This is a genomic window from Paenibacillus solani (assembly GCF_001277345.1).
In the GTDB taxonomy this organism is placed as follows: Bacteria; Bacillota; Bacilli; order Paenibacillales; family Paenibacillaceae; genus Paenibacillus_AQ; species Paenibacillus_AQ solani.
The window spans coordinates 879,233-905,302 of record NZ_LIUT01000001.1 but is presented as its reverse complement, the minus strand read 5'-3'; the positions used below and the strand labels follow the sequence as shown (position 1 = coordinate 905,302).

19 protein-coding genes are annotated in these 26,070 nt (G+C 50.4%); all 19 read right to left on the bottom strand.

Translation table 11 applies throughout. From position 1 onward, the window contains the following. Nucleotides 1-7: 7 nt before the first annotated feature. The 19 genes from era to AM231_RS03860 all read right to left on the bottom strand — a co-directional run bounded on the left by era (nt 8) and on the right by AM231_RS03860 (nt 26,058). Nucleotides 8-910 carry a GTPase Era gene (gene era, locus AM231_RS03950; protein WP_054401413.1) on the bottom strand — a complete coding sequence of 301 codons (903 nt, stop codon included), beginning with the start codon at nt 908-910 and terminating at the stop codon, nt 8-10. A 67-nt stretch (nt 911-977) separates the two neighbouring features. Further along, the gene (cdd, locus tag AM231_RS03945; RefSeq protein WP_053489140.1) at nt 978-1,385 is read right to left on the bottom strand and encodes a cytidine deaminase; all 408 of its coding nucleotides are present in this window, start codon (nt 1,383-1,385) and stop codon (nt 978-980) included. Between the two features lie 18 nt (nt 1,386-1,403). Then, nucleotides 1,404-1,790 (bottom strand): diacylglycerol kinase family protein, encoded by a 387-nt coding sequence (locus AM231_RS03940; RefSeq protein ID WP_242615066.1) that lies wholly within the window; start codon nt 1,788-1,790, stop codon nt 1,404-1,406. After that, nucleotides 1,790-2,287, bottom strand: a complete 498-nt coding sequence (gene ybeY / locus AM231_RS03935; RefSeq protein WP_053489141.1) for an rRNA maturation RNase YbeY — start codon at nt 2,285-2,287, stop codon at nt 1,790-1,792. Before ybeY ends, AM231_RS03940 begins: the two co-directional genes overlap by 1 nt. 2 nt (nt 2,288-2,289) lie before the next feature. Then, nucleotides 2,290-4,596, bottom strand: coding sequence for an HD family phosphohydrolase (locus AM231_RS03930; protein ID WP_054401412.1), 2,307 nt, complete (start codon nt 4,594-4,596; stop codon nt 2,290-2,292). 14 nt (nt 4,597-4,610) lie between these two features. After that, nucleotides 4,611-5,582, bottom strand: coding sequence for a PhoH family protein (locus tag AM231_RS03925; RefSeq protein ID WP_053489143.1), 972 nt, complete (start codon nt 5,580-5,582; stop codon nt 4,611-4,613). Between the two features lie 6 nt (nt 5,583-5,588). Continuing rightward, a complete protein-coding gene (yqfD, locus tag AM231_RS03920; RefSeq protein WP_054401411.1) occupies nt 5,589-6,782 on the bottom strand; it encodes a sporulation protein YqfD in 1,194 nt (397 codons plus the stop codon). After that, complete coding sequence (yqfC, locus tag AM231_RS03915) at nt 6,779-7,072, bottom strand: sporulation protein YqfC (protein ID WP_053489145.1); 294 nt, start codon at nt 7,070-7,072, stop codon at nt 6,779-6,781. Before yqfC ends, yqfD begins: the two co-directional genes overlap by 4 nt. A 192-nt stretch (nt 7,073-7,264) precedes the next feature. After that, the gene (locus tag AM231_RS03910) at nt 7,265-7,840 is read right to left on the bottom strand and encodes a hypothetical protein (RefSeq protein ID WP_242615065.1); all 576 of its coding nucleotides are present in this window, start codon (nt 7,838-7,840) and stop codon (nt 7,265-7,267) included. Between the two features lie 35 nt (nt 7,841-7,875). Continuing rightward, nucleotides 7,876-8,883 (bottom strand): flotillin-like protein FloA, encoded by a 1,008-nt coding sequence (gene floA / locus AM231_RS03905; RefSeq protein WP_053489147.1) that lies wholly within the window; start codon nt 8,881-8,883, stop codon nt 7,876-7,878. Nucleotides 8,884-8,975: 92 nt separating this feature from the next. Then, complete coding sequence (locus AM231_RS03900; RefSeq protein ID WP_053489148.1) at nt 8,976-10,337, bottom strand: NfeD family protein; 1,362 nt, start codon at nt 10,335-10,337, stop codon at nt 8,976-8,978. Between the two features lie 233 nt (nt 10,338-10,570). Further along, the gene (locus AM231_RS03895; RefSeq protein WP_053489149.1) at nt 10,571-11,011 is read right to left on the bottom strand and encodes a GatB/YqeY domain-containing protein; all 441 of its coding nucleotides are present in this window, start codon (nt 11,009-11,011) and stop codon (nt 10,571-10,573) included. A gap of 16 nt (nt 11,012-11,027) precedes the next feature. Next, nucleotides 11,028-11,201 carry a 30S ribosomal protein S21 gene (gene rpsU / locus AM231_RS03890; RefSeq protein WP_005547957.1) on the bottom strand — a complete coding sequence of 58 codons (174 nt, stop codon included), beginning with the start codon at nt 11,199-11,201 and terminating at the stop codon, nt 11,028-11,030. A gap of 185 nt (nt 11,202-11,386) precedes the next feature. Then, nucleotides 11,387-11,746 (bottom strand): histidine triad nucleotide-binding protein, encoded by a 360-nt coding sequence (locus AM231_RS03885; protein WP_053489150.1) that lies wholly within the window; start codon nt 11,744-11,746, stop codon nt 11,387-11,389. A 281-nt stretch (nt 11,747-12,027) separates the two neighbouring features. Then, a complete protein-coding gene (locus AM231_RS03880; RefSeq protein WP_054401410.1) occupies nt 12,028-15,480 on the bottom strand; it encodes an AAA family ATPase in 3,453 nt (1,150 codons plus the stop codon). Next, entirely contained in the window at nt 15,481-16,659 is a 1,179-nt protein-coding gene (locus AM231_RS03875; protein WP_053489152.1) for an exonuclease SbcCD subunit D, read from the bottom strand. It abuts the gene before it with no gap. A gap of 47 nt (nt 16,660-16,706) precedes the next feature. Continuing rightward, complete coding sequence (gene addA, locus AM231_RS03870; protein ID WP_054403523.1) at nt 16,707-20,795, bottom strand: helicase-exonuclease AddAB subunit AddA; 4,089 nt, start codon at nt 20,793-20,795, stop codon at nt 16,707-16,709. A 29-nt stretch (nt 20,796-20,824) separates the two neighbouring features. Then, nucleotides 20,825-24,358 (bottom strand): helicase-exonuclease AddAB subunit AddB, encoded by a 3,534-nt coding sequence (gene addB, locus AM231_RS03865; protein ID WP_054401409.1) that lies wholly within the window; start codon nt 24,356-24,358, stop codon nt 20,825-20,827. 329 nt (nt 24,359-24,687) lie between these two features. Next, nucleotides 24,688-26,058, bottom strand: a complete 1,371-nt coding sequence (locus AM231_RS03860) for a class I SAM-dependent rRNA methyltransferase (RefSeq protein WP_054401408.1) — start codon at nt 26,056-26,058, stop codon at nt 24,688-24,690. Nucleotides 26,059-26,070: the final 12 nt, after the last annotated feature.

The following is a 26,070-nucleotide window of genomic DNA, read 5'->3' as shown; positions in this document are numbered from 1 at the left end:
CCGAGTATTATTCTCCACGGTGAAATCCGAGATCTCGAAGAACGCGTTCTTGATTGCGCCAATCTTTTTTTACCTTGACCCAGAGCTCCAAGAAAATCTTGGACCCTAGAAGCCTCTGAATATCTTGACGGGCTTGTCTGCCTACTTCTTTCAGCAATGCCCCCTGCTTGCCGATGATGATGCCTTTCTGGGAATCACGTTCCACAAATATAACAGCTGAAATATATACCGTTCCGTTCTGTTCAACCCGCATATCTTCGATGGTGACCGCGATGGAGTGAGGCACTTCCTCTCTTGTCATGTGTAAAATCTTCTCACGAATCAGCTCAGCGCATACAAACTGCTCAGGATGATCCGTAACCTGGTCCTCCGGGTAATATTGGGGACCCGGCGGCAAGTAACGCTGAATCTGATCCAGCAGCGTATTCACATTACTGCCCAGTTTTGCTGATATCGGCACAATTTCCGCAAAGTCATGGAGCTTCCGATATTGTTCAATAAGAGGAAGCAGCGCAGGCGGCTCTATCTTGTCAATTTTATTCAACACTAAGATAATCGGCGTCTTGATTTTCTTCAGCTGCTCTGCGATATACCGGTCTCCCCCGCCAATTCCCTCGGAAGCGTCGACCAGAAACAAAGCGGCTTCAACTTCACCCAGCGTGCCGAGTGCAGTCTGGTTCATATAATCCCCGAGCTTGGATTGACGCTTGTGAATTCCCGGAGTATCCAGGAAGACCACTTGGGATTCATTAGTCGTATATACACCATGAATTTTGTTTCGAGTCGTTTGCGGCTTATCCGACATAATCGCAATCTTTTGGCCGATGACTTGATTCATGAGCGTTGATTTTCCTACGTTCGGTCTTCCAATTATAGCCACAAAGCCCGATTTAAACTGTTTTTTCTGCATACCATTCCTCCGCTACTGTTCATGAACACCTGTTGTTTAATTCTATATATTCCGTAATCTTGATTTCCTATTCCTTATTCAAATCCCAAGGTCCGAAAGCGCCCGGCAGCAATTCGCTGACGGTCATTTCCTTGATGTCACCCTTCATATTCCCCATGAACACTTTCATATCCGGTTTGCACAACTCGACCAGTACCTGGCGGCATATTCCGCATGGCGTACACGGTCCATCTGTATCAGCAACAATGGCGATAGCCTGGAAGCTTCCCGCTTCATGACCATCCGCAATGGCCCGAAACAATGCTGTTCGCTCTGCGCAATTCGTTGGACCATAAGCCGCATTTTCCACATTACAGCCTAAATGCACATCACCCCGCGCATCCAGCAGTGCAGCCCCAACACCGAATTTGGAATAAGGGATATAAGCACGTGTGCGTGCTTTAATTGCTTCCTGCATTAACAATCCTGCTTCCATGTGTCATACCTCCTAAGGTTAAGTGATCAACCTATGCTGTAGCCAATCCCATACTGGTTCATAGAAGACGATAATCCCGATTACGACGGCAAATACCGCTGCAACTAATGCTGCACCGGCTGCAGTATCCTTAGCCACCCGGGCTAACACATGCTCTTCAGGAGAAATCAAATCAACCACCGCTTCCACAGCGGTATTCATCAGCTCCGCCACGAATACCATAGCAACCGCCACCAGCAGGAATAACCAGCGTACTCGATCCAATTGCAGCATTGCTGCTGCAATGAATACAATCAAGGCAGCAGCAATGTGAATTTTCATATTGCGTTCGGTTTTAACGGCAGTCGTTATGCCGCGCATGGCACACCCAAAGGCTCTGTATAACGAGTATCTATGCGGCTTCACTATCTTGTCAATCCTACTTCTGCAAGTACAGCCTCCTGTTTGCCCATCATTTCGGCTTCGCTTGCCTCATCCTGATGATCGTATCCAAGCAAATGCAGAAATCCGTGGACAAAGAGAAAACCTAACTCCCGTTCCAATGAATGTCCGTATTCCTCACTTTGCAGCTTTGCACGAGGGACAGAAATAATTATATCCCCTAGAACATTCGGTATACCACCCGAAGCATCGTCCTCTTCAAGCTCATAAATGATCTCAAGTTCATCATTTGTGATCTCATTCATGGCAAAGGATAATACATCCGTTGGACGATCGATCCCCCGATACTCCCGGTTCAACTGATGGATCTGTTCATCATCGACAAAGGTTAAATCGACTTCTCCATCACTTACCCCTTCGGCCTCTCCAGCCTTCTGAAGTATCGCTTCGAGCAGAGCGATCAACTCATCGCTAATCTGAAAATTCTCTTGTTCATTATTCCATGCCAGCTGCAGGCTCATTCTTAAACGCTCCTTCTCTGTTCATCACTTGTTGCGGGTGTCCCAGACGTTGCCGGAGCTTCACCCTCGGATGGAACGGGCGGCTTGGGCCGTTTCACATCTTCCGGATACTCAATCCGGGAGTGGAAAATCCCCATGACCGTTTCCTTTAATGTCTTGGCGATAATATCCAGTTCCTTCATCGTTAAATCGCAATCGTTAAACTGGTGATCATCCAAGCGTCCTTTGATGATCTTCTCGATCATCGATTCCACCTGTTCCACCGTCGGTTTGCGCAACGATCGGACTGCTGCTTCCACGCTATCGGCTATGCCGACAATCGCAGATTCTTTGGATTGAGCCTTCGGTCCCGGATACCGGAAATCATCTTCTGTAAAATCGGGTTCTACCCCTTGCTCTTCCGCTTGTCGCACCGCTTTATGATAAAAATAATGTAAGAATGTTGTACCATGATGCTGCTCCGCAATATCCCGAATCGGTTTGGGCAGCTTGTACTCCTTAAGCATTTCCACACCATCTCTTGCATGGGCAACGATGATGGATTTGCTCAGTTTGGGTTCTATAGAATCATGAGGATTCTCCATATTGTTCTGGTTCTCAATGAAATAGATCGGCCGCTTGGTTTTCCCGATATCATGATAATAAGAGCCAACGCGGCACAGTAAACCATTGGCGCCTATTGCTTCAGCTGCAGCTTCTGACAAGTTTCCAACCATTACACTGTGATGGTAAGTGCCTGGCGTTTCCGTAAGCAGCTTGCGCAGCAATGGATGGTTCGGATTTGACAATTCTACAAGCTTTAGCGCTGAGAGGATACCGAAAGTTACTTCAAAGAAAGGCATTAAGCCGATCACCAGTATCGCCGTCAATAGACCGCCTGCAATGGCGAAGCCGATTGAATACAAGGTTTCTGAAGTCGTCCATGTATCGTTGTTGACCAGCAGCATGATGAATACAATCAGCGCACCAAAGAGTGAGGACATAATGCCCCCCTTCAGCATGGTAGAGCGCTGGCTTGCACGGTGGATTGAGAAGATCGCCACACATGAAGTTACAGCTGCATATAACCCGAAATGAAAATCAAACACTTCCCCTTGCACATTCAATATCACACTCGCCAGAATGCTGAAAATGATGACGCTGAAATAGGCCAGCGAGGTTTCCAGCAGCAGGGTAACCAGTATCGCTCCAATCGCCACAGGCGCAAGATAACCTACGTAGATTTGGGAATCACTCTGCAGGAACGCCGTCAAATGCATAGTCACCAGTGTAATAAAATATACCAGAACAAGCATTAACAGCTGTGCGTTGTTATATTTAAATTTGCCGGGTTCAGATTGCCGAATGAAGGTGAGTATGCCCAGAGACAGTAAGATGGACAGAAGCAGTACCCCCAGCTCCGGCCAATAATTAATGTCATCTTTCAGCAAACCATTCTTCCCGAGCAGCTCGTAAAGTTCCGGAGTGATGAGCTGGCCCTTCGCAACAAGGATATCTCCTTGCTTAATAAAGACGGTCGGGGTGTTCTCCCGAGCCTCAACCTTCGCTTCCTTCGTAGCGACTTCATCGTAGAACTTATTGGCTGTAATCGTTAAGCTCGCCAATTCCTGAACGACTTCCCTTGCCGTCCGGTCATTCAAAGAACTCGTATTAACTCTTTCAGCAACGCGAGCTCGTGCCGTGTCCGCATCCACAATTTCATTCAACATCAATCTGGATACAATTTCGCGTGCTACGGACTTCATCTGAATGATATCCTCGGAATTCAATCTCGGCAGCTTGATGTAAGTTTCTTCCGGTATCCGATAGGTTTGTTCGTTGATCACGCGCTGCATTTCCTGAAGCAGCTCTTTGGAATAGGCTTCATTCGTGCTGTTCGCCGACACAAAGTTCTGTACGAATTCTTTAGCCATTCTCGGAATTTCTCTCCGGTAGATTTCTACTTTTTCAGCAGAACTGACATCCATATCCTGATTCAAACGCTCTATGCGGTCGAGTATTTGAATGACCAAGACATCATTGCGCAGCAGGGGAACATGAGGGTAGATCGGCTGAACAGCCTCCGCCCTTTCCTCTTGTGCCTTCAGGGTTGCCTTGCTGTCCTCAATCTGCACAGGCGCAACGATATTCTTTTCACTTTTGGTATTCACTTGTATGTCGTAGCGCTCCGGTAATAACTTGGATGCTAGACTGATATAAAAGAGTAAAGCTAGCAGCAAAAACAGAATATAGCGTGTTGCCACGCTATATTTCCATCCGCTGTTTTTACCCCATATGGACTTGTCCGTCGATGGTTCTTTGGAGGCCATTGCGACAATCCCCTTTAATCTTGGTTTTCTGCTGCTTTATCATATGCGACGATGATTTTTTGTACTAAAGAGTGCCGTACAACATCCTGTTCCGCAAAATAGACGAATCCCACTTCTTCAATCTCGCTTAATATCTTCTTAGCTTCAATAAGTCCTGATTTCTTGCCTCGCGGCAGGTCAATCTGGGTTACGTCCCCGGTAATGACCATCTTCGAACCGAAGCCAAGCCGGGTTAAGAACATCTTCATCTGTTCAGGTGTAGTATTCTGTGCTTCATCCAGAATAATGAATGAATCATCCAGTGTACGTCCACGCATGTATGCAAGAGGCGCTATTTCGATTAAACCACGTTCAAGCGCTTTCGCAGTCTGATCCGGACCCATAACATCATACAACGCATCGTAGAGCGGTCTTAGATATGGATCAACCTTCTCTTGCAGATCTCCAGGCAGAAAGCCCAGACTCTCTCCTGCCTCAACTGCAGGCCTTGTGAGTATAATCCGTTTGACAGCCCCTTCCTTGAGGGCAGCAACAGCCAGGACGACCGCCAAATAGGTCTTCCCTGTTCCGGCAGGACCGATGCCGAAGACAATGTCCCGTTTCTTGATCGTGGTCACGTAGTGCTTTTGACCAATGGTTTTTACACGGATAGGCTTACCCTTGAAGGTAGTCGTAATTTCGCCTTTGTATAGATCGAGCAGCTGATCGGCTCTCAGGTCCTTGGCGAGTTCCACAGCATAAAGAATATCACGCTCGGTCAAAATGTAGCCGTTACGTACAAGCTGGAGCAGAACTTCAAACAGCTGCCCGAGACTCTCTACATTCCGATGCTGTCCCCGAATCGTGATAACCGCTTCCCGTGAAACAATCGTAGCAGGAATTTCTTTTTCGATTAATTTAAGGAATGTATCTTGTGGTCCGAATAACGCCAGACCTTCTGATGCGCTTTGAAGTAAAATTTGAATGCTGGTCGTTTGCTGTGACAAATAGCCTCATTCTCCTTGATCATATACTATGGGAAGTTCTTTCGCGATGGTCTCTTCCACCTCGAAAAGCACTTTCATATAAACTTTACCATTCTCTCTCTTATCATGCAAAATTTTTTGGCTTATGAATTTAGAATTCGCTCCATATTTCGCCAAAATATCGCGGCGTGCCCCCTCGATTCCTTCCTTTTTGGCTTCTTCCTCGGTAATCGATCGCTGTACCTCGGTGACCTCCATTATTTTTTCGGTCATCCAGCCAAGAGGCAGGCTACGGGACCTCCAGGTAAGGGGATCATAAAAGGTCAAGGTCTCCTGCTGCGAGAACGGTATCTTTCCATAGCCCCATAACTGAACGGCCCGGTCGCCAAATACGACGTAAGAACGCTTCTTTCCTTCCCCTGTATAAACCTTATGCGTTGTGACCAAGGGAATCTCGATATCGTATTCATGCCACACCAAGCCTTTCACTTCACCTTTGGCTACAATGCGCTCTGAGTTTTCCTCATCCCCAAGAACGCCGGAGATCAGTATATCGCCCTTCTTCACCCGGCTATTGATTGCAACTTTAGGGACGCCCTTCTCCGCATATATATAGGTGATGACAGCATCCCGTGTACTGATTAGATGCCTAGGATTCTGAAGCGGCGGTTTCTCCGGCATGGAAGCCTCCACAATCTGTATACGTATGCGTGTCCCATTGCGTTCCACTCCTACCCAGGAAGCTCCCGGAAGACGTGCGGTTATATTTCCTGACAGCTTGTCCATCGATTGCAGCTTGAATATCCATTGAAACGGGTATAATCCTTCCTGTTTAGCTGCATCTAGTACATCTTCCGAAGCTATGGTTGCATTTCCTTCGACTTCTACATTCCATACCATGGAGGAGAGAGCCAGCAATATGGCAAAAAACATAACGACGCCGATCACAAACGCTTTACGCTTTAATAGTCGGCGAGCCCTGAAAGGATACCCGTTCCGCTCCTTGATGCGTGTTCGGCAGCCTGTCCGCTTTAACAGAGGGCGGAGTCTTCTGAAATCCTTCAGCAGCAGCTTAAGCTCTGCTGAATGCGCCCCTGTTGGTGTAACGTCCCAAACCGGAATGCCCGCCTTCGCCAACGAATTGATGAATGCTTCTACATGCTCACCGCGAACAGTAAGCGTTAAATATCCCCGAAGGTGAATCATCGTCGGAATCTTCACGGTTTCTCCCCCATTCCTATGTATTGGATATGATGAATGGTGCCAATGATGGTCACTTCATGACTTTGAATAGCCTGAATCGCGAGTCCGGTCCCTGAAATCTCCAAAGAACCCTCGCTTAAAGACAACACGAGACGTTCCCCGGAAAAATGCCGTACTCCGCGATGATTTTCGATATGCAGCTCTTTATTGCCAACCAGGGTCAACCGCGGTAGATCAAATAACAGGTCCTGTGGCAAATCAAGCACTTCTTGAGTCCATTTCTGCAGCTTGCGGCTGATGCGGGACATATGAAGACGCTCCCCCTTCCTGTACTGTACACCTTATGCCCCGGAAAGCATTTTTATGAAATCAAAAGTAAAAAGACCGCCCCGTCAAAAACTGACGAGGCGGTCTCCCGCTCATGTAACTATATGAAATTTCCACTTATCCCCTATAAGAACAAAAGGCAACTTGTTTGGCGTCGTTAAGACTCCTACGATTTATCGACGGGGATTCATGGGGCGCTTGGCTCGCGGAGGCCCCAGGATTTCAGTCCATACAATTCCATTTCGAGCTTGTTCAGCAAATACCGACAGCTCATTATTCCGCCGCTCATGCTCTTCCTCATGGATTTCAACAACGGTTTCAGGTAACGCAATGGTCATTCTGTCCAGCTCTGAATGAATTCTGTCCAGATCCGACTGCATCATCTGCACCCGATGATCCATGCCGTCAGGTTGATGCTTCATATCTTGTTCACGCCTCATACGATCTATCTCTTGATGCTCCAGAGAGTATCCGTTCCCACTCTCAGCCTCTTCTTCATTCATCCTGTCCACCCGTGTACTTTCCTGAACAGGCGCAGGACGAGATACTCGTGGGGATTGTACCCGTCTTGCTTCAGGTCTTTGCGACCCGCGCTGCCCCTGATGTCCTTGATCCGGTCTTGCAGGACGTTCTCCTTCGCCACCGAAGGATGGCATCCGCGGGTTCCCTTCCTCAGGGTTTTTGCCGCGCTTTGCAAGGGCGGAGATGATGAAGAAGCCTATAATAGCTACAATGTGTAAATTATTCAATATCCAGCTCACTATAGGCTCACCTCACTTCATGGTTACTTGGTTTTGTTATCCCCTGAGCTATCATTATTGTCACCCATTTTACCGAAGGAGCCTCTCATTTGCGTGTCGGCTTCAATGTTCTTCAGGTTCATATAATCCATCACACCGAGCTGACCGCTGCGCAGCGCTTCAGCCATAGCGAGCGGAACTTGGGATTCGGATTCCACCACGCGAGCTCTCATCTCGACAACGAGTGCCTTCATCTCTTGCTCTTGGGCTACCGCCATCGCGCGGCGTTCTTCCGCCTTCGCCTGGGCAATCCGCTTATCGGCTTCCGCCTGTTCGGTCTGCAAGTATGCACCGATGTTCTTGCCTACATCCACGTCTGCGATATCAATGGACAGAATCTCGAATGCAGTACCAGCATCCAGCCCCTTGGACAACACCGTTCTGGAAATCGAATCCGGGTTCTCCAATACATCTTTATGAGAATTACTCGAACCGACAGTTGTAACAATCCCTTCACCAACGCGGGCAATGATCGTTTCTTCTCCAGCACCCCCGACCAAGCGGTCAATGTTGGCACGTACAGTTACACGAGCTTTAACTTTTACTTCAATACCGTCTTTAGCAACTGCGGCAACAGTCGGTGTCTCAATGACACGCGGGTTAACACTCATCTGAACAGCCTGCAGAACATCGCGTCCCGCAAGGTCAATCGCGGCAGCACGCTCAAATTCAAGCGGAATATTCGCACGTTGAGCTGCAATCAAGGCGTTAACCACCCGGTCTACGTTACCCCCTGCCAGATAGTGACTCTCCAATTGGTTAATGTTTAATCCCAATCCTGCTTTTGTTGCCTTAATGAGCGGATTTACAATCCGGCTTGGCGTTACGCGCCGCAGGCGCATAGCTACAAGCGTAATGATTCCAATGCGCACGCCGGAAGCGAGCGCCGAAATCCAGAGCATTAACGGGAAGAAACTGAAAAACACACTGAGCACGATGATCGCGACAACCCCGATCAGAAGTATCGTTATCAAAGATCCATCCAAATCCATTTACACTTCACCCTCCATGATTGTTATTTACTAGCATACCTCGAACGCTAAAACATCAGTCCTATTCATACTACACAATTCCGTGGGGATGTTCACCCTTTTTCTTCCTCTACTACAATTCTCGTCCCATCTGTCTTGATAATGCGGACTTGACGGCCGGCTTCAATGAACCCTCCAAGTGTAACGACATCAAGCCGTCGTCCCTCAAGCTCCATCGTGCCAGCTGGCCGGAGCGCTGTAAGGGAAGTTCCGATTAAACCGATTAACACATCGCGGTCTTCATTCGGAATATATCCCTGCTCCTTCGACAGGCTGTCGCTAAGTATAAATTTGCGCCATACCCCTCGCTCTTTGAATACGAGAGCAACCACGATAACCGCCACAAGAGCGCAGGCCGCTGCTATACCAAGAGACAGAGCAACATGAGATGTACTGTACGCCGCCATGACCACACCTGCAATCAAACTGACGGAGCCGATAATACCCAAGATGCCAAAGCTTGGTACGAATAGCTCCATGGCCAGCATCACAATGCCGATCACAAACAGCAGCCAGGTTTCCCAACCAGCAAATCCGGCTACCTGGTTACCGAAGAAATACAGTACAAATGCAGTTACGCCCAGGATTCCAGGTACTCCAAAACCGGGAACAATCAACTCGATAATAACACCGGCAATACCGATGAACAGCAGAATAGCCATAACACTACGATTCGTTAAAAAGGTAGCCAGCTTTTCCGAAAACGTTGGTTCCATCCGAAATACATCCTGCGTTGAATAGTCCATCCAAGCAATGACCTCTTCGGTGCTGTTGGCAATGGTATCCGCATAACCGGTCTTAAGGGCTTCATCATTCGTTAATGAAATAATATCACCCGCTTGCTTCGTCAATCCGATTTCCGGCACCTCGATCTTTAGATTAAGATCGGCCATGCCCTTGGCAATCTCGGGATTGCGCCCTGAAGCTTCAGCAGCACTGGCCATGCTCGTTTTCCACCAGGAGACCAACTTGGCATCCTCAACCGGATTCCCACTCGCGTCCACCATATAGGCAGCACCAATCATGCTGCCATTTGCCATGGCAATCTTGTCGGCATTGAGCGCGATATAACTACCGGCCGATGCTGCATCGCCCGTGATGTATGCTACGGTCGGAATCTTGCTGTCTCTCATCATGGTCGCAATTTTACCAGCCTGCTCGACAAGACCGCCAGGTGTGTCAATCTCAAGCACAATAAGACCCGCCGACATCTTCTCCGCTTCCTTGAAACCGCGTTCCATAAAGCTGGCTAATCCGCGTTCAATCGGCTGCTTGACCGGAATTACATATACAGCCCCATTGTTTGCCGCGGCTGCTGAATTCATGGGAAACACATACAGCCCAAACGATATGAACAGCATGACCAAGGCCGCTGCACAGGTCAGTAATTTACGTATTCCCATCTGTTTCGTCATTTTTCCCCCTCCTTTTCGAGTAATGTAGTCAATGTTATCCTAATACTTCGACAAACTAGGTTCATTGACCTGCCTATACCACTAACATATGTATATACTTGGCCTCATATGGTAGTTATTACGAATCAGAAGCCATTTCGTTTCAAAAAGTATGCTGGATTTAAATTCCATGAACATGGCCACACATAAAGAAAAAACACCCCTTGATTACAAGGGATGTTTCACTTATGTTGTTACAGAAATTGTTGAACAACTTGATTAACAAGCTTTCCATCTGCACGCCCTTTAACTTTCGGCATGAGAGCGCTCATAACTTTACCCATCTCGGCTTTTGAAGAAGCACCGGTTTCCTGGATGGTCTGCTGTACAATGACTTTAATTTCTTCTTCAGTAAGCTGTTCCGGGAGGTAGGCGCTAAGGAGCTCAATTTCTGCTTTTGCATCGGCGGCAAGATCGTCGCGTCCCGCTTTTTCAAATTCTTGGAGGGCATCTTTGCGCTGTTTGATTTCACGACTAAAAATATCAAGCACTTCGTTGTCATCCAAACTTCGTTTCAAATCTATTTCAAGATTTTTAATCGTCGAACGAACCATTCGAATCGTTGAGAGTTTGAACTTGTCCTTACTCCTCATCGCTTGCTTCATATCTTCGTTCAATCGTTCGCTAAGATTCATGCTAGTTCAGTTCCTCCTAAAACTTTCTCTTACGAGCAGCCTCGGACTTTTTCTTGCGCTTTACGCTTGGCTTTTCATAATGCTTGCGTTTCTTCACTTCAGCCAATACGCCATCTTTAGCAATGGAACGCTTGAAGCGACGAAGTGCAGCATCAATTGTCTCGTTTTTGCGAACTTTAGTTTCAGACACCAGTTTTCCCTCCCTCCGACCAGACCGTCCAAGAGCATAACACGGTTCATCAAACTTCATTATAGGGCAAACAGAAATATCGTGTCAACCTTGGGCGCGCTATTTTACGATACTCTCAATAATTGGAACTACCCCGAAGCGCTCATATGCTGCGGGGTTGTTATCGTTCTTTTTATGAAAAAAGTTTATGTATGAGCTGGCGAAATGCCGGTTAATGCGCCAAGACGGCGACCGCCCATCAGATGATAGTGCAGATGGAATACCGTTTGTTCCCCATCGGGTCCGCAATTATTAATTAATCGGTAACCGCTATCTGCGATGCCCAGCTTCGCTGCAGCTTCTTTAGCCGCCTTGTGCATCTCGCCAATCAGCAGCAAATCTTCATCCTGAATATCATTCATGGATTCGATATGCTTTTTGGGAATAATTAAGATATGAACCGGTGCTTCAGGATTAATGTTTTGAAATACAAGCACCTTATCGTTCTCCAGTATCTTCGTTGATGGAAGCTCACCCTTTACAATTTTACAAAAAATACAATCCATTCCCGGTTGCCCCTTTCATTCGTTTAGATCGTCTTTATCATATAAGAAAATGAACAGAGCGTCCAATGGATGGCTTCTTCTGGCAACAAAAAAAGAGAAGCACCCCTGGAACGCAGTTGTCCAGTAAGGAGGCGCTTTATCACGAGGACAAGGGAAAAGATGGGAATCCCTCATGATCAAGCGCCTGCCCGGTGCTTCTTTCAAATGTCGGCTTAGCTGTACTATAACAGCGCCTTGTTACTGTTTCAGTGATGCAAATCACACCACCTGATCTCATCTGGCTACATGGATTCTACTTCCAGCTGAGAGCCGGCTCCTGCCTCCTCCGCTGGCCGCACAATCAGCTTGCGCGGCAGACGCGAACGAAGCTCAGGCACGTGACTGATGATGCCGACGGTAAGCTTATCGTTATGGAGCCGTTCCAGTGCGGTAATAACCGTCTCCAGCAGCTCCGGATCCAGTGTGCCAAAACCTTCGTCAAGGAAAAAGAATTGCAGCGGGTATTGCCCCCGCAGCTGAATTTGTGCCGAGAGCGCCAAAGCTAAAGCCAATGAGGTCAAGAAGGTCTCACCACCAGAGAGTGTAGATACCGGACGACGGACGCCGCCATTGGCATCGTCCCGGATGACAAATCCGCCACCGGAATCCACCTCAAGCGAGTAACGCTGCTTAGTCAGGTAACGCAGACGCTGGGAAGCCGACTGGCTCACCTGCATCAGCTGTTCCTCCGCAATATATTCCACAAAGGCGTTACCGCGCAGGCAGGACTGTAATTTGGACAAGCGCTCGCTCTCCCGTTGAAGAGTAAATCGCCGCTCCTCCAATTCCATAAACCGGATATGACGTTTACGAAGGTCTTCCAAATCCCGCTCAGCGCGCGCTCTTGCCTGCAGAGCCTCCTCATCGGCTAAGCGAACCGCCTGCAGCCTCGCTGAAGAGCGATTCCAATCCTCTTCCTGATAAGGGTGGGTGCCAAGCTTCTCTTCGACGTCACGGAGTCTCAGCGTCCATTCCCGTTGCCCTTCCCGATGCTTCTCCACCAGCCGGACGCATCGTTCGCTTTCTGCTGGGGTTAAACAAGCTTCCATGACGGCATTCTCCGAAGCAAAAGGCGAATCTGCTAACTGACTCTCCCAAGCCAGCTTAGCTGCTTGATGCTGCTCCTGTGAAGTTCTTTCAGCCTGTTCGGCAAGCGCTGCCTCCTTGGCTGCACGCTGTGCCGCCTCCTCAGCCTGTCTGCAGTGGATCCTGGCTTGTTCAGCGGACTCCTTCAGCTCCGCCATTTTGGCCCGGCACTCGGCCAGCAATTCCTCTGCCGGCCGGTCACCAATCCAAGCTTGGAGACGCTCTTCCTTATCCTTCATTCCATCCGCTTTCCCTTCACGTTGGGCATCCCATTGAATCAGCTGCTTCTCCAGCTCATTAAGCCGCTGTTCCAAGCGCTGGACGGCCTGCTTCTTCTCTTCGATAAATGGAACGCTGCGTTCAAGCCCTTCCTTTATCGACTCAGACTCCGCATCCTTCTCCTGCATTTGCTGAAAGCGAACGGCTGCCTCCTCCAACAGGAATTCAGGCTTGCCCTCCTGCCAGGAATTCAGTATGTCTGCTGCTTCCGCTTCCAGACCGGCAAGCTGATTCCGTAGCTGGTTTTGCTGCAATTGACTATTTTCAAGCGAAGCCTTCTGTTTCATCATCTCTTGCTGACAAATAAGGAGGCTCTGCTGGGAATTGGAAGCTTCCTTGCGGCAATGAGCCAACGCAGCTGCCTGAGATTCGGCCGCTTTCATCAGCCATGAAGTATCCGATGCAAGCTTGTCCACATCTTCCAGATGATATTCGGCGGTAACGGTGGATATAGCCGCCTCCTGCCATCCCTGTTCCTGTACTCGCTCGTCCGTGTTAATGTCAAGCTGCTCGTCCCCGGCATACGGTTCCATTTGCGAACGCAATTGACCTACTAGCGCTTCTGCTTCCGTATGCTGCCCCCGCAAGGTTAATCTGGCCTCCTGGATTTGATGCGTGAACTGTACCAGCCGATCCATCTGATCATCCAAGGTCTTCGTGGACTGACCGGACCCAGCCGCCGGAAGAGGATGATGTTCACTACCACATACAGGACAAGGCTCACCTTCCCGGAGTTCAGCAGCCAGCGAGAGGGATAATGCATGGAGCTGTTTCTCACGAAGCGATTGGTTCATCAGCTCCTGCAGCCTGGCGGACGCTGCTGCAATTCGATCAGCAAATGCCAAAGCATCCGCTACATCTAGCTGTAAGCGACCCGCTTGCGAAGAGAGCTGTATGTACTGCCGCCGCAATTCCTCTTCCTGCTTCCGGTAATGGCCCAGTTTGTCTTTCTGCTCCTTCACCCGGATCACTTGCGACTGCTCCTCGGACTCCACCTTATGCTTTTGCTTTCGGTTAGCCTCCAGTGCCTGCACCTTCTGCATTGCCATATGAAGCGTCTGACGTTCACTTGAACGAACCTCAAGTCCCTTCAGCTTATTCTGCAATTCCTCCTGCCGCTTGCGCCCGCGTTCGAGCAGTTCTTGCTCCTTCTGCAGCTGTACAGTTACCCCTTCAAGTTCTTTTCGCGCTTCCACCCGCTGCATATCCAGCCGGGCCAGCTCTTCACGTAATACGTCACGATCCCTCTGCAGTACAACCGCTTGCTCCAACTGCTGCTCTCGCAGCACCAGCTTGGGTTCCTCTGCGCGAAGAGCTGCCTGGGCAGCTTCGTCTGCCTTGTACGCAAGCTCCGCCGCCTTCTGAGCGGATGCAGCTTGCTCCGTAAGATCTTCGGCTGTGCGGCGCCGAAGGTCCCAGGCCTTGCCGGATTCCCGCCATGCTTCAAGCGCTGGAAGAACAGCCGCTGCAGCCCCAGTCAGTTCAAGCTGGCGTTCCAGCTGCTTCATCTCTTCCTCATGAAGGGCAAGCTCATCCAACTTCCCCTGGAGCCGCCGTTTTTCCAAATCCAGCTCCCGGATCTTCCCCAAAGCTTCATGCGCTTCCATGGCAGTCTGCAGTTGATCCCGGGAGGACGCCGCATGTTTCTTGGCTTCTTCAAGTGCTCTGGTCGCTTCATCCAAAGCTTCTACCCCTGCATGACCCAATCCCTGCTGTTCAGCTTCAACGGATTTAAGTGAACTATCCGTATCCTTGACTCGGCGGCTGAGCTTGATCGCAAGCTGGTCGCCATAGCGCTCGAGATGAAACAGCCGCTGCAGCATCTGCCGGCGTTCACTCCCCTTTAGCGAGAGAAATTCAGCAAACTTGCCTTGAGGGAGAACAACGGCACGGGTAAAGTCATCCATCTTCAATCCAATTTTCTCTTCAACACAGCGGGTAACGTCAGCCAGCTTATCCGCCATGACTTGATCCCCTTCGGGTGTAACCTGAATAAATCGGCTGATGGTATTGCTGACTGAAAGCTCATTGACCCTTTTGAATTTGCGTTCTACCCGGTATCGCTCCTGACCTGCAGCGGAGGACAGATCAAACGTGAAGGAGACGGACAAACTGTCCTCTGAATGATTCATGATCCCCTGGGTCCCGTTAACTGCCCGCTCCACTTTTCCGTACATGGCCAGGGTAATGGCATCCAACAATGTAGATTTACCGCTCCCCGTTGGGCCGAATATACCAAAGAGTCCTGTTTCACACAGCGTTTCAAAATCAATCTCCTGCGATCTGCGGTAGCTCTGAAGGCCGGATAATTTCAACAAAATCGGTTTCATCTAAGAGGTCACCTCCGTCCCGTCAGATTCCTCTTCCTCTATAAGCTCCAGAAATAAATCGACCAGATGGTCTTCCGGCTCCGCGCCACCCGTTTGCCGCTGATAAAACTTCCGGAACAGATCCGGCAAAGGCAGCCGGGAACGCTCGCTCTCAAGCTCCAGCGCCGCCATCTCCGGATATACCGGCCGGATGTGGATAATGCCTTCCCTGCTCTTGCGCAGCCGCTGGATATCAGCAAGCCCCATCGCTTCTGTCAGGGTCACTTCAAGATCTATAAAAGCATCAGGATCTCGCTGCTCATCAAGCCAGCGGTACACTTCTTCCAAGCCGCCTTTAGCCTTCCAGCGTACAAGCGGGCGGCCGCAGCTGAGAAACAGCTCCTCGATCTCGGGCACCCCGCCTGGCGACACGTCAACCATAGTCACGGATTTGGCTTGTCCCGCCTCCGAGAAACTGTAGGCCAGCGGGGAACCGCTGTAACGGATTATCCCTTCTCCTTTTACAGCCTGGGAGCGATGCAGGTGACCAAGCGCTGTGTAGGATGCACCGACAGAGAGTGCCGACGGATCGACCGTATAGGCTCCCCCAACCTGAATTGGACGCTCGGATTCACTCTCAACGCCGCCAAGAACATAGATATGGCTCATCGCTAAGTTGACCGTCTGCGGGGTAAATTCCCTTGCCATCATCTTCATTAGTTTTCCGACTCTTTCACTATAAGCACGGCGGAGTTGATCCTCATCTCCGTCAACCGCGAGCAGCTCGTTAAGCCTGGCCTCAGATGGATAGGGAAGGGCTGCAATCTTGGCCGTTTCTCCGGTGCGTGCAGCAGTGACTGTCACCGCTTCAGCGATCGGAGTCCCGATCAGCGTTATGCCTCGGGTGGCAACAAGCGGTGTAACCGAGGCTACCCGCTCCGGCTGATCATGATTACCAGCTATGACCACCATAGGGCGGCCTCCCTCTGTAAGTCTAGCAGCTGCATCGTAGAATAGCTGCTCCGCTACAGCAGGCGGATTGACGGAATCATACACATCGCCTGCCATAAGGATGAGGTCTGCCTGCTGATCATCTGCCAGCCTGACCAGCTCATCCAGAAAGCGTTCCTGTTCTGCGATCCGGCTGCGGCCTTCGAGTGTACGCCCCAGATGCCAGTCGCCCGTATGCAAAATACGCATCGCTAATCACCTCTCTTGCTTCAAACTTTTAATAAATATATGAATGGTTATAATTGAACGGCTTGTCCTCCATCAAAAAAGAACAGCCATTTTTCATGCACCGGCTCGCCTAAAATATCCTCCAATGCTTTTGCGTACAGATCGAGCTGGAAACGATACTGCTCCGTTAAGGCGGTAACACCGCCGCGGTGCTCCAGCACGCGGTCTGTCTTATAATCAAGAAGCACAAGCCTACCCTCAAGTCTGAACAAGCAGTCCACCACCCCTTGGATTAGCACTGTTTCATCCTGAAGCAGCTGCATATCCGGTTTGTCCTCATCTGCTGGGTCTGAGATTTCATCCATGAAGGCGAGTCCATGATAGGCTTCACTAGCAGGGAGTGCGTAAGAAAATGGCATCTCGCGCCAAATATCTTCAGACGCCAAGAGGTTTTTCCCTATCACGCTGTCAAAAAGGCTGCTAATTTCCACCGGCTCCACAGCGGATGCCTGCTCGGTGGTTATGATTTCTTTCTCTAGAAGGTAGCGGATGGTTTCTTCGATCTCAGGTAGCGGCTCTGCTGCTCCCTGAGATCGTTGAAGAGGTACATGCTGCATAATCGTGTGATAGACCGTTCCTCGCTCTGCAGGCGTCAGCTTCGTCGATTCCATAAATTTTGGCCTGCGCAGGTTCAGCGTGAAAGAAGATCCCGCTCCCATACGTTCCTTGCTCTGTTGTTTCACAGCCTGTTCCTCCAGTAAATCCAGAGAAGGGCTGTCCTGTAATGCCAGCAGCTTCTTCATCTCCGTAACCGATGTCTTGGCCGATATTCGGCTAACCGCCTCATAGGGATAGCTCCAAGATAAACGCTGATGTATGTTTGCTCGCAAACCATCTGACAGTGCTTCTTCCGTATGGTTTTCGGATTTCACAGCAACAGGCTCAAGCTTACGGAGGGCATCCAGTATATGCTTCCGATCATCACTTTCCGCCTGATCATGATCCAAATGATCTCCCATGCCCTGCGCCAAAGAGTCTGGAGTTTCCACTGAAAGAATCCATTCCGTTTGGTCATCCCGTAACACGCGTGAATTTGACTGACCGGTTAGACCCGCCTTTTCTCGAAGTGCTTCTGCGGATGAATGTCGTATCAGGGCGGGACCGATCCAGTCCAGATAACTCCGTCCCCGGGCCAGAATGTAGTCCGGCAGAAGAAGCTCCGGGTACACATCAGCTTGTGCCCATGCAGACACCTTCTTCGGTAAATCCTTCACCGTACCGACTAGAACCATCTTCTCTTTAGGCCGTGTCAGCGCAACGTATAAGACCCGCATCTCCTCAGCCAACAGCTCTAGCTGCGATCTGCGCCGAATCGCCAGATTGGGCAGCGTGGGATAGCTTACACGCATGTCTTCATCCACGAACTTCGGTCCAAAACCCAGTTCCTTATGCATCAGGAAAGGGGAGTTTAAATCCTGTTGATTGAAGTTCTTCGATAACCCTGCTACGAATACAACCGGAAACTCCAATCCCTTACTCTTATGGATAGTCATTAGTCGTACAGCGTTGCCCTGGCTTTCCACACCGCCCGCGGCGCCCAGATCTCCTCCGCGCTCCCGAAGCCGTGAAATAAAGGTCAGAAAACGGAACAACCCTCTGGAGGCAGTATCCTGTTCATACTGCACCGCCCGGTCATACAAAGCCGTCAGATTGCCTTGGCGCTGCTTGCCGCCCGGCAAACCGCCAACCCAATCCAAGTAACCCGTTTCACTGTATATTTGCCAGATCAGATCACTAAGGCTCCCCTGGCGTGCTTCCTGCCGCCAGCGCTGCAGCCGATCCATAAACAATCCAAGTTTATATCCCAGCTCCGCTGATATTTCAATGGTCTGTCGCTCTTCCGATAACGCCGCATCAGGTACCTGACTGCCTGCAACCAGCTCATGACTTGCGGCCGCTTCAGCCAAACCTGACAGTTCGGCACCCGGCCTCCATCTTCCGTCGACGAATTCGATAGAATGTGCTGTATTCATAACAGATGTCTTGGCACTTAACGACACCGCTGCCTTAAGCGCATCATAATAAGTCCCTTTGGCGCACAGACGCACCTGAGCCATCTCTTCTTCCGATAATCCAAGTATCGGTGAGCGTAAGACGGAAGCCAAAGGTATGTCCTGCAGGGGATTATCAATCACTTGAAGCAGCGATAAGACGATTTCGACTTCAGTCGCCTGGAAATATCCTTTGTTCTGCTCGCCGAATGCCGGGATTCCTGCTTGCCGCAGCTCCTCAATGATCAGCGGTGCCCATACCATAGCAGAACGCAGCAAAATGACCATATCTCCATAACCTGCAGGCCGCATCGATTTCAATCCCTTGTCGTAAATCATGAGCGGCTTCCCGCTTTCGCCGGTCATTTCCCGGATTCGGCGGGCAATGGCACGCGCCTCCAGCTGGGCGGTTTCCATTTCGAGTACCTCCGACTCGAGAGGAGCCCCTTCTTCTTGAGCAGCCGATTCATCAGAAGATTCTTCTGGCCCTTTTCCGAGACGGTCAATCAGCAGTAATTCAGGTGTGTAGGGATTAGCCTCTTCCCCCACCTCCTGTTCCGGAAAGGTAGCACCGCATACAAGCTCTGCCCGCGCATCATAAGCGATCTCGGCTACGGACTCATTCATGATCTGCCGGAACAGCAAATTGACGGCGTTCACCACTTCCATTCGGCTGCGGAAATTTCGCGCCAGATCGATTCGGATACCTCGTTGGGGGGACACTTCATCTGAAGAAAACGTCTTGTATTTGTCAAGAAACAGTCCAGGCTCTGCCAGACGGAACCTGTAAATGCTCTGCTTCACGTCACCAACCATAAACCGGTTTCCCGGCATATCTCTTGCAATCAGTCGTACAATGTCCTCCTGTACGCTGTTCGTATCCTGATATTCGTCAAGCAGCACTTCATCAAACTGCTCGCGGTATTCCATCGCCGCATCAGAAGGCATCGTATGGCCCGGGACAGAATCGGGATGGCGGAGAATTTGCAGGCAGTAATGCTCAAGGTCATTAAAGTCAACCATCCCTTTAGCCGCCTTGGCTTCCCGGTATCGCTCGCCAAAAGCGATAACCGTCTCAGACAGCTCCATCATTAGCGGCGCTGCTGTGTGAAGTTCCTGCAGAAATTCCGCTGCCGGACGACCGAACAATGCGCTCTTCAGCTCGTTGACGGTTTTCTTCACATTGTCCCGCAGCTCTTTCACCTGCTCTTGAAGCTCCGGCAGCACGTCATCCTTCCGGACGGATTTGAGTTTGCCAAAGGACGCATCACGGAATAACCCGTACAGCGATTCCCATGGCGAAACATCGATCGATTCAAGCAGGGAAACCACAAGTTGCAGGTCCTCTTCCAGAGTGTCCACATACGGCGCAGGCCCTCCCGGCTGCATGGCAATCGCCCTAGCTTGCTGGAGCAAGCCGGCCGCTCCATTCAAAGCCAATCGTGCATCAGCTAAAATGCTCTGGACCCATGGCGTTTGTCCAAGCGCCTCGGTATCTTGCACCTGGAAGCCGGCAGCCGTCTCCCTAAGCCAGTGTGCCGGCCACGAGTGACTCCGGGAGAAATCATAGAGACGCTGCACAAGACGGTATAGCGCATCGTCTGTTCGCTCGCCGCTGAACCAGTCCGCCAAACGAAGAAAGAGACTCTTCTGATTTCCCTCGGCCTCGCCGTACTTCTCTTCAAACAGCTCCTCCAATATATCTTGCCGCATCAGATCGGCCTCATGTTCATTGAGGATCCGGAATCCCGGATCCAGGGGAATTAATTGGTAATAACGCCGAATGACCTCCATGCAAAAGGAGTGCAGCGTCGTAATTGATGCCCTGCCGAGCAGAGCCAGCTGACGGCGGATATGCTCATTGTCCGGATCACGGTCCAGCTCACGCTCAAGCGCTTCCCGGATTCGTCCCCGCATTTCAGCAGCGGCGGCTTTTGTAAAAGTAGCCACGAGAAGCCGGTCTACGCTGAAGCCCGCAGAAACGTCTAGTATTTTGCGTATAATCCGTTCAACAAGCACAGCCGTTTTCCCAGACCCTGCTGCCGCCGCAACCAGCATGTCATCGCCTGATTGTACAATGGCCTTCCACTGGTCATCACTCCACATGCTTCCCTCGGGTTTAGCTATGATCTCACTCACGAGTTCTCTCCTCCCTTCGGATGCCCTAGCAGATCCCAAACCTGATCTCTACCGGGCTTGCCCAGCAATTGATATTCGCTGCCCTCAATCGCCTCGTCAAACTGACATACAGGCCGGAAAGAGCAGTATGTGCAGGCCGTTTCCTGCTGGATACGGTAAGGTTCAATAGAGACGTCACCGCCCGTAATACGCATGCCGATCGTCAGCATATTCTCCCGCACGGCGGATAATAAAGTCTCCCATTGGTCAGGCGTTGCGACAGCGGCGCTGCTGTAGAAGCTGCCATCCGTTTTGACGGCAACCGGCAGAATGGCAGAGTGTCCTTTTTCAAGGGAGGTATCCATAAGAGAAATAGCTTCACGATCTGCCAGCAGCAGACCCTTCATTTTGTAGCGTTTAAGCAATTCTTCTGCCGCTGTCTCGGGCGTCATGCCATTAGCCGATTGCAGCACCGGATCATGAACGTGGAAATACAGTGTCCCCGCAGGCAGAGCCTGTTCGCCGAGCCAGTCCTCCGCAAATGTCAGCAGCACATCCAGGTAGGTCAGCATTTGCAAGGATAACCCGTAATAAACCTCATGCAGACGCAAATCCTTCTGGCTGGATTTATAATCAATGACCCGGAGCATGATGCCTTGCTCTCCTCGAGCCATATCAACACGGTCAATCCGTCCGACAATCTCCATCTTGACCCCATTCGATAATTCAAATGTCAGCGGTGGAAGCGGCTTGCCCGGACCAAAGTCGAGCTCCAGACCGATCGGCTCGAATTGGCCGCGTCTTGCTTGTTCGCCCAGGATTACGGACGCTCTGCCTACGATGTTCTTCAGCTTGCGTGAAATATATCCGTATCGTTTGGAGCTCAGCAGTATTTCGCCCTGAAGCATCGGAGCGAGCCGATCGACAGTGGCTTCCGCCTCACGCAGACATTCCTCTGCTGTCAGATCCCCCCAGCTTCGATGCTGTGATTGAAACTTCACCGCCATGCTGCTTAGGGCAGCATGAAACAGCTGACCAATGTCAGGAGCCTGGAGCCGGTACAGCTGTCTCTCTCTCAGCTTCAAACCATGAGAGGCAAAATGAGAAAACGGACATGCGACAAAACGTTCCATTCGGGATACGCTTGTTCGAAGCTTCGTACCATATAACTGCCTGCTGGTCTCCTGCTTGAGAGAACGTGCTTCATTCCGGTAAGACAAGGATGAGAGCATCGAAGATAGACGCAGCCTTAAATCAGGTTTCTCTGCATACCAGTTATAAACATGCCACCACACATCCGGGATGTCTTCTCCGTTCTTCCAGTCGCGCAGCCTGCCCGTTAAGTAAGCAAGCGTATTGTCTGGATGCGATGCATAGTGTTCCTGCTCAAGAGCCGTTTGTCCAGCATGCGGCGTAGGAAACAAAGGAATTTCCTCCAGCTGGAACATCAGCTTCAGCTGACGGATTACCTCGGAGGGCAACAATGGTTTGCCTTCTTCGTCCGCTGCAGGGTAACTGACCCACAGCTGCTTGCTGGCTGAAGTTAGCGCATGGTAAATGAGAAACCGCTCATCCAGCAATCTCCGGGAAATACTCGGAGCAAGCTCCAGTCCCTGCTCTTCAAGCTGGACCCGTTCCGGTTCTGTCAAAATGCCATCATCCTGAAATTGGGCTGGAAGAACACCATCATTAATCCCGAGCAGGAAAGCGTACTTCAACCCGCTCGTACGTGTCCGATCCATGCTGCCTATGAGTACCTGATCCAGGGATGGAGGCACAAGAGCCATTTTCATTTCCGTTAGGCCTGTGCCCAAAATGCCTGTAAACATATCGGTGCTCAGCTTCTCCGCACCCATCATCTCTACAATCTGGTCAAGCAGGCCAAGCACAGCTCCCCACACCTGACGATGCTCCCGCGCTTCTTCGGGTCGCCCTGCATCCAGAGCTGCCCTGCTTAAGAGTTCCAATTTGTCCGGAACGGCGGTTTCCTCCAACAGCCGATATACAGCAGTGCTCTGTTCCGTTGCATTCTTGGCCTTCTTCATCCGTTTCTCAAAAGCATGCAGGGGACCTGAAATCATCTTCCTCGCATACTCGATATCCTGCATACCAGCCTGATTAGCCGTCTTGCTCTCGCTCTCTCCATCTTCTAAAGACAGGCTGGGAATCCCTTTCCACGGACGGCCATCTGTCCAGCGAGAGCCGTGAATGCCGCAAGCAAGGACATGGTTCTCCAGACGGTCCATGTCTTCGCGGGTAAGAGAGCCGTCCAGCGGCAGCAGCAGATCTGTTTTGACACAGCGAAAGACATCTTCATACCGCCACCGTCGTTCGATGACATCCAGAGCGGCGCGAACAAATTCAACGAGCGGATGGTGCAGTTCACTTCGCTTCTGGTCTAGGAAATAAGGAACGCCGTATTCTCTGAATAGAGGGGCCATGAGATGCTCATACTCCCCCATGCTACGAACAAACACGGCCATATCCCGGTATCTTGCCCCTTCTTCCCGTGCGAGTCGGACCATTTCGCGAAGGGCTCCTTCAATCTCCGCACGGCGGTGGCTGGCAGCATGCAGAAGAAGACCTTTCCCGGTATCGATTCGGCTGCCCTGAGCTTCAGTTCCAGCAGTTTCGTTCCAGCGTATCTTCCGATCGTAGCCACGTTCGAGATGTGCCAGCATAGGAGATTCCTTGAACCGTGGCAGAACATCCGGACGAAGCAGGCGATGCTCTGTATCCAACCCCAGCTCATCAGCAATCCCTCTAAGCTTTATGTATGTCACCGCGGTAGGATGAAACAGATCCAGCTCATGCGGAATATGCCCGTTCATATAGGGCTTGTCCAGAGTCAGTGCAATGGTTACATGACGGGCATGCGCCATGATCTCCCGAAGCACCCGGTATTCCTGTGGCGTAAAACCGTAGAAACCATCGATCCAAATATCAGCATGCTTTATATATTCAGATTCCGTCACGCCCTCTGCCAAGGAAACCAGCGTGTCTTCCTCATCCATGTACAGCCTTGAAATCTCAAGCTCAAAATCACGAAAGACCGTTACCATATCCGCCAGCTTGCGCCGCAGCGTGGGGGTATTTCCTTGTACCGAGGCCATCTGCTCAAGCTGCTCCTCCACACACGAAGCATCAATGCAATATCGCTTCATTTCCGTGTACAGTTCACTCAGCTTACCAACAAAGCCATGCTGCTCTCCCGATGCACCGAACAATGGAAGCTCCTCTTTGCGTCGCCGTAAAATTTTATACAGCAGCATTCGCTTACCTTCTTCACTGATCGCCATTTTGGCCGCTCCGCCGGTTTCCTGCATAACTCGATAAGCGAGTCGACGGAAGCTGAGCACTTGTGCCCGCATCATTCCACGCACGCCTCCTGCATTCACAAGTGCATGCTCCGCTTCGTAGGACCCCTGCTCAGGCACGATGAGAATCATGGGATTACCCTTCGGGTCCTGTTCCAATCGATCGATTATCTCTTGGCGAATTGCCGCACTCTTACCACTGCCTGACCTGCCGATAACAAATTGAACACTCATGTTCTGCCATGCCCCCTCTACATCAATTTAGTCTACTAAAAAGGGCAATTCCATCCGTCCATAAAACAGATATAGCTGCGGTGAAATCATCCCTTATACCGATGAATCTATGTTTGAATATTTATATTAAATTCAGCCTGATAATGAGTTCTTTATCCTAAAAGATGCTGATTACTAGTATAGCATAAGTATGGAAGCATGGAACATACGTTTGGATTTCATTCCCTTTCCAAAATATTGCCGGAAACCAAAAAGGACCCTGCCATGATGGTTACCCATCCCATGCAAGATCCTTCTCTTGATGCGCTGCTAATCGCAGCCATAACCTGTTACAATTTTGATTTGCTGCGCACTTCAAATACGGCAAACTTCAAATAATGCCCTTCGTCAACTCCCAGAATTTGCGGATGATCCTTGCCAGCTGCGCGCCATTCTACCAATCGGAGAATTTTGCCGGCATCTTTCGCCGCTTCCTGGATCGTTTCCAGGAACAAATCCGGGCGCATATGATACGAGCAGCTCGCCGTCACCAGATAACCGCCCTCATTCACCAACTTCATGCCATGGAGATTGATGTCCTTGTATCCGCGGCAGGCTCCTTTAACCGCTGATCTGGTTTTGGCAAACGCCGGTGGGTCCAGAATGACCACATCCCAAGAGCGCCCGCCCGCAGTCAAAGGTTTGGAGGTATCCACCTTCTTGTCCCCTTGGGAACGCAGCTCCCGTTCTTCCAGCCCCTTCACCTGATTGCGCAAATATTGGAAGGCATCATCCACCACAAACTCCACGCGATCTTCGAATCCATTCAATTCCACGTTCTCTTTAGCACTTTCAATGGCATGCTCCGAGATATCGAGGCAGGTGACTTTCTTTGCGCCGTACTTGCATGCATGGAGCGTGAAACTGCCCGTGTGCGAAAAACATTCCAGCACTGTAGCACCGTCCCAATACGGAAAAGTTACTTCTTTTCCGCTTTTGTTCACCGGTAAAGTTTTTGTCTCACCATCACGCTCAATCGCCTGAAGTGTAATCCCGCTTCGGCTTCCCCAACCAGTCATTAACGGTTTAATGGATGCTCGGTTCTCCCGCTGATCAAAGAAATATCCGGTCTTCTGGCCCTCTTCGATATCGACTTTGATCTTCAAGCCGTTCTCCGTGACGGTGACGTGACGTGGGCATTCCCCATACAGAATTCCTTTGCGCTGTTCCAAACCTTCCAGTTCCCGAATGGACACATCGCTCCGCTCATAAATCCCTTGGGGATGCAGCACCTCAACAAGAGCGTCCACGATCTCCGTACGGCAGCGATCCATGCCCAGCGTCAGCAGCTGCACAACCAGCACGTCAGCAAATCGGTCTACGATCAGACCCGGCAAAAAATCAGCCTCTCCGTATACGAACCGATAGGCATTCTCATCAGTGATAAACCGTTCCCGATGTTTCAGGCACTCCTGGAATCTGGCAGTAAAAAAAGCCTTGTCCATTTTCTCAAGCGGCTCATACGAAACGGTACGCACGGTAATTTGAGATTGAGGATTGTAATAACCCGAGGCAAGAAACCGGCCTTGATGGTTTAGCACCGAGACGATGTCGCCGGGTACCGGTTCACCTTCCACCGAAGCAATTTCGCTTTTATAAACCCAGGGATGTCCCTGCTCCAGTCTCTTTTTTCGACTGCGCTCCAAAATAACCGATGGCACTTATATGTCACT